This window comes from Gordonia otitidis NBRC 100426 (assembly GCF_000248075.1).
GTDB classification, from domain to species: Bacteria; Actinomycetota; Actinomycetes; order Mycobacteriales; family Mycobacteriaceae; genus Gordonia; species Gordonia otitidis.
The window spans coordinates 1-6,996 of sequence record NZ_BAFB01000233.1 but is presented as its reverse complement, the minus strand read 5'-3'; the positions used below and the strand labels follow the sequence as shown (position 1 = coordinate 6,996).

Sequence of the window (6,996 nt, the reverse complement as noted above, 5' to 3'; positions counted from 1 at the left end):
GCGGAAAGAATCCTTCCCCCACTTCCTGCACGGCATAGACACTCTTCCCCCACTTCCGGCCACCGCCCGCAGACTGCACACCCACATCACAACCGACTGCACCGCGCCGCAAGAAGTGAGCGAACCTAACTGTTTTCAGCACACTGAATCGGTCATTTACCGCGCATTTCGAAGCGTTCGAGACCTTCGACTGACTGTTTCGTCCGTCGCCGAGCGCAAAGCTTGCGGGAACCATAGTCTTAACCCACCACAGAGTGAGGTAGGGGGTGATCGAGGGCATGGCAGAGAAGGTTCACGCCGAGATCCAGTCGGGTGACAAGGGACTGCGTGCCGGGTCGATCGGACTGCTCGGCAACGTGATCATCGGCTTGTCGGCCGTCGCGCCCGCCTACAGCCTCGCCGCGACGCTCGGTTACGTCGTGGTGGCCGTGCACAGCAAGGCACCCGCCATGTTCGTGATCGCGTTCATCCCGATGCTGCTCGTGGCGTTCGCCTACCGGGAACTCTCGCGCGATACCCCCGACTGCGGCACGACGTTCACCTGGGGCACCAAGGCCTTCGGCCCGTGGATCGGGTGGATCGGCGGCTGGGGCCTCGCGGTCTCTGCAATCATCGTGCTGGCCAACGTCGCCGAGATCGCGGCGGTCTACCTCTTGCGCTTCCTGCACCTCGACTCACTCGCCGACAGCCTCTGGGCCAAGGTCACCCTCGGCTGCTTCTTCATCATCGTGATGACCTGGGTCAGCATCCGCGGCATCGTCATCAGCGAGCGCATCCAGTCGGTGCTGATGTTCATCCAGTTCGGCATCCTGATCCTGGCGAGTGTCATCGCGCTGGTGAAAGTGGCAACCAACCATGCAGGCCCCCAGGCGGTGACTCCGGAATGGGGCTGGTTGTCGCCGACCGGTCTGAGCCAGTCGTCGATCGCGGCAGCGGTGATCCTGTGCATCTTCATCTACTGGGGGTGGGACGCGTGCCTCGCCGTCGGCGAGGAAACCAAAGACCCGGAGAAGACCCCGGGACGCGCCGCGATGATCTGCTGCCTGATCCTCGTGGCCACCTACGTGCTCGTCGCCTACGCGGTGGAGTCGTTCGCGGGCTTCGGCACAACCGGTATCGGTCTGAACAACCCCGACAACGCCGACGACGTGCTGACCATCCTCGGCGAGCCGGTCGCGGGCGCGGTGATGGCATCGGCGCTACTGCTCGTCGTCTGCATCTCGGCGCTGTCCTCGACGCAGTCGACGATCCTCCCCACTGCTCGGGGAACCCTGTCGATGGCTGTGTACAAAGCGCTGCCCCAACGTTTCGGCTACATCCACCCGCGGTACATGACACCGGCGTTCGGCACCGCGGTCATGGGCGCGTCGGCGCTGATCTTCTACCTCGTGTTGTCGTTCGCGAGTCAGAACACCCTTGCCGACTCGATCTCGTCGCTCGGCCTCGCTGTCGCGTTCTACTACGGCATCACCGCGTTCTCGTGCGTCTGGTACTTCCGCAGAACTCTGTTCGATTCCGCACGGAACTTCTTCATGCGCGGGCTGTTCCCACTTCTCGGCGGCATCGCGATGGCATGGGCGTTCATCAAGAGCGCCATCGACATGATCAATCCCGACTACGGTTCGACATCGGTCGGCGGGATCGGTGGCGTGTTCATCCTCGGTGTCGGCATGCTTGTCCTCGGAGTCCCGTTGATGCTCGCTTGCTGCGCCGCTGACAGCGACTTCTTCAGAGGTAAGACACTCGACGCAAATACCGAAGTGAAGGTCCCGGATGTCTACTGAGAACCCCAATCGTCTCGCCGTCGGCTATCTCGCCACACCGTCGGGCAACGACGGCGTTGCGCTCGCGTCGGCGATCGCTGCGAAGATCGGAGCCGCGCTCGACCTGATCTGCGTGATCCGGCCGATCCCCTACGACGGCCAGCCCGGCCTTGAGCAGTACATGGAGCGGCTGGAGAACCAGGCGTCGGAATGGCTCGCCGAGGGCGCCGCGCGTGTCCCCGAAGGTATCGAGGTCCGGACGGTCGTCACGGTCAACGAATCGTTCACCGAAGGACTCGTCGAGGTCGCCGAGCAGTCCGGGGCGTCGATGATCATCATCGGCGGTACCGGCGACGGCATCTTCTCGCGTCACTCGCTCGGAACAGTGAGCACCGAACTGCTGCACTCGTCGCCCATCCCGGTCGGACTCGCACCTCGCGGCTACACCAAGCGCAAGGACGTCGTGATCGACATGCTCACCGTGGCTGTGTCGACGAAACACTCCGATTCCGATCCGCTGCCCTTCTCGATCGGATTCGCCGAACTCGCGTCCATCGACCTCCGACTGCTGTCACTCGTGTCTCTGGAGATTCCCGGCGCGGACGACGAGAGCCTCGCGGTGCGCAAGCAGCAGGTCCAGGCGGCTCGGACACTGCTCGAGGAAACCCGCGACCACGTCGACGCCGACCTTGACATCGAGGTACTCGTCGCCGACGGGAACACGCTCGACGAGGCGCTGGCCAATCTGCCGTGGGACGACAACGACATCATCGCAGTCGGCTCCGGACATCTCGGTAGCGAGAACCGCGTGTTCCTCGGTCCGACGGCGGCTCGGATCCTGAAGTGGACAACCGCGCCAGTCATCGTCGTGCCCCGCTCCACCACAGAATGAACGCATCGTCTGCCCCTGCGTCCGCCTCACCGATCCGGCTTCTCGAGCTCCGTCATGCCGAGATCGAATCTCTCGGGACCTACGCCGACGGACTTCCCGCAACCACCGAACTGCACACCGTCCGCACATGGCGCGAACCTCTCCCCGACGACCCGACCGTCTTCGACGGAATAGTGGCCATGGGCGGTCCCATGGGCGCCAATGACGGAGCACTCCACCCGTGGATCGATGCCGAGATCACGTTCCTGCACCGCGCGCTCGCCGCCGACGTCCCGGTCTTCGGCATCTGTCTCGGATCACAGTTGCTCGCCGCTGCGGCGGGCGCCGCCGTCACGACGGGGCCCGCCCCCGAGATCGGGATCTGCAGCGTCGAATGGACCCAACAGGGCCTGGCTGATCCTGTCTGGAAGGGGCTGAGCGACAACACTTTCGACGTCATGCAGTGGCACTACGACACCTTCGACCTACCCGAGGGTTCGGTACTGCTCGCGTCGTCGTCGGCTTACCCGAATCAGCTGTTCCGGCTCGGCTCGAGCTACGGAATCCAATTCCATCTCGAGGTCGACACACGAGGCTTCGCCGAGTGGGTGGCCGACGACGACTACCGCGAGGAGATCGTCGGCGCATTGGGATCGCGGGGCCCAGAGGAAGCCATCGCCGGCCTCGCGGGGATCGAGTCTGACACCAGGTCAATGGCCGCCGCCGCGATGGCGCGCTGGGTCGAGCTCATCAGCGCCGACCGCGGCGGTGAGGTCGGTCCGTAATCCGATCGAGCGGGTTGCACACCGCGAGAAGCGCCATACCCGCGCGGTAGCCGCGGGAGTACCTGTGCCTCCGCCCGGAGCAGCCGACGCTGCCGTCGGGGGATCCGGGGGCTCCGGGGACTCCGAGCGCAACGTCGTGGAGTACGCACGCGACAAACAGTGCCTCTGCGTCCGCTTCGAGCCGGGCGAGCTCGACGAATGCCACCGTCCTGGCCCAGCCGAGAACGACTGCCGGTCGGACCGTGGGACGGGCACTTGTCAGATCGGCTGACCGAGGGCCGACGCCCCACCGGGGGTTCGGTCTGCACACGTTGTTGACAGTGCTTACATTGGAGCCTACCGTCGAACGATGCAGACGATTCTCGGCGCCAACGGGCAGATCGGCACAGAACTCGCCCGCGAACTCCGCCGCACCCACACCAACGACGTTCGCCTCGTGAGCAGGCATCCCCGACGGGTCAACGACTCCGACGAACTCGTCGCCGCCGATCTCATGGACGCGGCGCAGACCGATACGGCAGTTGCCGGCAGTGACATCGCCTACCTGACGGTCGGACTGCCGATTCGGAGATGTGGGCCCGACGGTTCCCGGTGATGATGGGCAACGTCATCGACGCGTGCGTCCGTCACGGCACGAGACTCGTCTTCTTCGACAACACCTACATGTATCCGATGACCAGCGAGCCGCAGACGGAGGACACCACGTTCCGGCCTTCGGGGAGCAAAGGACGTACCCGCGCCAAGACGGCAACCATGTTGCTCGACGCCATGGATGCCGGGACCGTAGACGCCGTGATCTGTCGCGCGCCCGAGTTCTACGGGCCTGGGAAAACCCAGAGTTTCACCAACGCACTGGTTTTCGACCGAATCGCTCAGCACAAGAGGGCGCTCGTACCCGTCCGCGACGACACACTGCGCACACTCATCTGGACTCCGGACGCCAGCCGCGCGATGGCCCTGATCGGAAACACCGAGTCGGCGTACGGACAGACATGGCATCTGCCCGTCGACGACAACCGTCGCACCTATGCACAGCTGATCGACCTCACCACGCGGGCGAGCGGACACGAGAACAAGTACACGGTGCTACCGGTGCCCGTCTTCGCTCTGGGGCGACTGTTCAGCAAGAACGCCCGCGAACTGTGGGAGTTGCTGCCGCGCTACGCGGTTGACACCATCTTCGTCTCCGACAAGTTCACGCGCGCTTTCCCCGACTTCGCCGTCACCACCTATGACGCGGGCGTCGCTCAACTGCTTGCCACATAGCCGCGCGCGGGTGGCGCGGCGTCGTCGCAGCTCGTCGGGTACGCCCTTCAGCACCTACTCCGATCAGCTGTCGAAGCCCAGCCCGATCTTGTCCATCACCGTCAGCCACACACCACGCTTACCCCGACGACGCTCACTGCGTGCCAGCTCGCGTCGGGTCATGTTGATGCCGAACGCGCGCAAGGGTTCCGGCGGGAACGGGATCGGCTTGGAGCGCACCATGTTCAGGCGCGTGCGCTCGGTGTCCGCACCGTCGACGAGGTCGAGTGCCGTCGCAGCGGCGAAGTGGGAAGCCCCCACGCCCAGTCCGGTGAACCCGACCGCGGTCACGACGCGCCCGCCGTACGAGCGGTCCCAGAACGCACAGAACCGCGAGCAGGTGTCGATCGCCCCGCCCCACGCGTGACTTGCACGGATGCCCTCGATTTGCGGGAACATCTGCAACAGGTGTTCGCCGAGTAGCGCGAACTCGCGCGGCTCCTGCTGGTGGCGTGGCGAGTCGTCGGAGCCGTAGTGGTACAGCGCATCCCACCCGCCGAACAGGATCCGGTTGTCGGCCGTCAGTCGGAAGTAGTGGAACCGCGGCCCCGAGTCGGCGAGCCCCTCCCGGCCCGCCCAGCCGATCGAGTCGAGCTGCTCGGCGGACAGTGGCTCGGTCATGATCGCGTAGTCCCAGACGGGGACGGTGTAGAGCCTCAGTCGCCGGACCAACGACGGGCTCGCCGACGTCGCGAGCACCGCACGGTCGGCGACGACCTCACCGAGGCCCGTGGTGAGCCGCAGCGCCTCGCCCTCACCGGTGATGCCGGAGACCTCCGACTGTTCGAAAATCTGCACGCCGAGACGCTCTGCGGCGTCGGCGAGACCCCAGGCCAACCGAGCCGGATCGAGCATGATCACGTCGGGATCGAATACCGCACCAGCGACCATCGGCGAGTCGACGCGCTCACGCGCCTGTGCCTGCGTCAGCAGCGGCAGGTCTTCGCCGAGTTGTTTCGCCGAGTCGGCGTACTCCGCCAATTCGGCTGCCTGCCAGTCGAAGTTGGCGAAGTCCAGTTCCCCGGTCCGCTCGGCGTCTGCGGAGATACCGTGCCTACGGATCGCTGCGTCGATCTCGTCGAGTGTCTCGTGGCCGAGGCGCAACAGCGTGGGGAGTTCGTCGGCAAAACGCTCCATGCCGTTTCCCAGCCCGTGGGTCAGACTCGCCGAGCAGAACCCCCCGTTGCGTCCACTCGCGTGCTCGGCGATGCGGTCGCGTTCGACGAGCACGATACGACGGCCCGGATTGCGCTCCGCCGCCTGCACCGCGGTCCACAGTCCGGTGAAACCACCGCCGACCACGACAAGATCGGCGGTGACCTCTCCGAGCACGCGCGGACGCGGCGCGGGACGGTCGTCCCGATCAAGCCAATACGACGACGGCGCGGCCGAGGCGACCACGGCTGCTCCGCGCGCCGTGGGCTCGGTAGCCCATGCCCCACTCATGACTGCGCCTCTCCGGTGTTGGTGAACACCGTTCGGTGCCAAGGCTTCCGAGCGACACCGGTGATGTCGCTCATCACGTGCTTGACGGTCAGGTATTCGTCGAGCGAGTAGGTCGACATGTCCTTGCCGAAACCCGACGCCCCCACGCCACCGTGCGGCATCTCGCTGATGATCGGGATGTGGTCGTTGATCCACACGCAGCCTGCCGTGATCTCCCGGCTCGCCCGCTGCGCGCGATAGACGTCACGTGTCCAGGCCGACGCCGCGAGCCCGTAGACGGTGTCGTTGGCGCGACGCAGCGCGTCGTCGTCGTCGGTGAAGCTCGAGACGGTCAGCACCGGACCGAAGACCTCGTCGCGGTAGATCTCGGAGTCTTCGGCAACGTCGGCGATGAGCGTGGGCGGATAGAAGCTGCCGGGACCGTCGGGGAGCACCCCACCGGTCACCACTCGCGCGCCGGCGGAGCGTGCGCGTTCCACCATGCCCGCGACCTTGTCGCGGTGCGCGAGCGAGATGAGTGAGCCCATGTCGGTCTCGGGATCGCGGGGATCGCCGACCCGCACCGACGCCATGACGTCGGCGACGCCCGACACGAAGTCGTCGTAGAGCGACGGCGAGACGATCGCGCGTGTGGCTGCCGTGCAGTCCTGACCGGCGTTGATGAGGGCTCCGGCCACGGCACCCTGGATCGCGGCATCGAGATCGGCGTCGTCGAACACGACGAACGGAGCCTTGCCGCCGAGCTCGAGTTGTACGCGCGTACCGTTCGTCGCGGCCTGGGACATCACCATGCGACCGACCTGAGTGGAGCCGGTGAAGGTCACGA

General features: G+C 65.7%; 8 protein-coding genes. 5 read left to right on the top strand and 3 right to left on the bottom strand.

The window, feature by feature from the left end:
• Positions 1 to 280, bottom strand: a 280-nt coding sequence (locus tag GOOTI_RS26555; RefSeq protein WP_007240853.1) for a hypothetical protein, incomplete at its 3' end; no start/stop codon positions are given.
• Between GOOTI_RS26555 and GOOTI_RS22250 the strand changes: the two genes are divergently transcribed.
• The 5 genes from GOOTI_RS22250 to GOOTI_RS22235 all read left to right on the top strand — a co-directional run bounded on the left by GOOTI_RS22250 (position 279) and on the right by GOOTI_RS22235 (position 4,685).
• Complete coding sequence (locus tag GOOTI_RS22250) at positions 279 to 1,784, top strand: APC family permease (RefSeq protein ID WP_039994571.1); 1,506 nt, start codon at positions 279 to 281, stop codon at positions 1,782 to 1,784. The two genes, GOOTI_RS26555 and GOOTI_RS22250, sit on opposite strands and share 2 nt — an antisense overlap.
• Positions 1,774 to 2,655, top strand: a complete 882-nt coding sequence (locus GOOTI_RS22245) for a universal stress protein (protein WP_007240851.1) — start codon at positions 1,774 to 1,776, stop codon at positions 2,653 to 2,655. Before GOOTI_RS22250 ends, GOOTI_RS22245 begins: the two co-directional genes overlap by 11 nt.
• The gene (locus GOOTI_RS22240) at positions 2,652 to 3,419 is read left to right on the top strand and encodes a type 1 glutamine amidotransferase (RefSeq protein ID WP_007240850.1); all 768 of its coding nucleotides are present in this window, start codon (positions 2,652 to 2,654) and stop codon (positions 3,417 to 3,419) included. Before GOOTI_RS22245 ends, GOOTI_RS22240 begins: the two co-directional genes overlap by 4 nt.
• 349 nt (positions 3,420 to 3,768) lie before the next feature.
• A complete protein-coding gene (locus GOOTI_RS27090; protein WP_007240848.1) occupies positions 3,769 to 4,014 on the top strand; it encodes an NAD(P)H-binding protein in 246 nt (81 codons plus the stop codon).
• Positions 4,014 to 4,685 carry an NAD-dependent epimerase/dehydratase family protein gene (locus GOOTI_RS22235; protein ID WP_007240847.1) on the top strand — a complete coding sequence of 224 codons (672 nt, stop codon included), beginning with the start codon at positions 4,014 to 4,016 and terminating at the stop codon, positions 4,683 to 4,685. The genes GOOTI_RS27090 and GOOTI_RS22235 overlap by 1 nt, the downstream gene beginning before the upstream one ends.
• 63 nt (positions 4,686 to 4,748) lie before the next feature.
• On the opposite strand, the gene GOOTI_RS22230 is transcribed toward GOOTI_RS22235, so the two are convergent.
• Both GOOTI_RS22230 and GOOTI_RS22225 read right to left on the bottom strand, forming a co-directional pair.
• On the bottom strand, positions 4,749 to 6,170 hold the full coding sequence (locus tag GOOTI_RS22230) for an NAD(P)/FAD-dependent oxidoreductase (RefSeq protein ID WP_007240846.1): 1,422 nt from the start codon (positions 6,168 to 6,170) through the stop codon (positions 4,749 to 4,751).
• The coding region (locus GOOTI_RS22225; protein WP_007240845.1) for an aldehyde dehydrogenase family protein at positions 6,167 to 6,996 on the bottom strand (830 nt) is incomplete at its 5' end. The genes GOOTI_RS22230 and GOOTI_RS22225, both read right to left, overlap by 4 nt.

What these genes read in the sequence shown, in the direction of transcription:
- GOOTI_RS22250 (WP_039994571.1), top strand. Translation starts at nt 279, where the DNA reads ATGGCAGAGAAGGTTCACGCCGAGATCCAGTCGGGTGACAAGGGACTG.
- GOOTI_RS22245 (WP_007240851.1), top strand. Translation starts at nt 1,774, where the DNA reads ATGTCTACTGAGAACCCCAATCGTCTCGCCGTCGGCTATCTCGCCACA.
- GOOTI_RS22240 (WP_007240850.1), top strand. Translation starts at nt 2,652, where the DNA reads ATGAACGCATCGTCTGCCCCTGCGTCCGCCTCACCGATCCGGCTTCTC.
- GOOTI_RS27090 (WP_007240848.1), top strand. Translation starts at nt 3,769, where the DNA reads ATGCAGACGATTCTCGGCGCCAACGGGCAGATCGGCACAGAACTCGCC.
- GOOTI_RS22235 (WP_007240847.1), top strand. Translation starts at nt 4,014, where the DNA reads ATGATGGGCAACGTCATCGACGCGTGCGTCCGTCACGGCACGAGACTC.
- GOOTI_RS22230 (WP_007240846.1), bottom strand. Translation starts at nt 6,170, where the DNA reads ATGAGTGGGGCATGGGCTACCGAGCCCACGGCGCGCGGAGCAGCCGTG.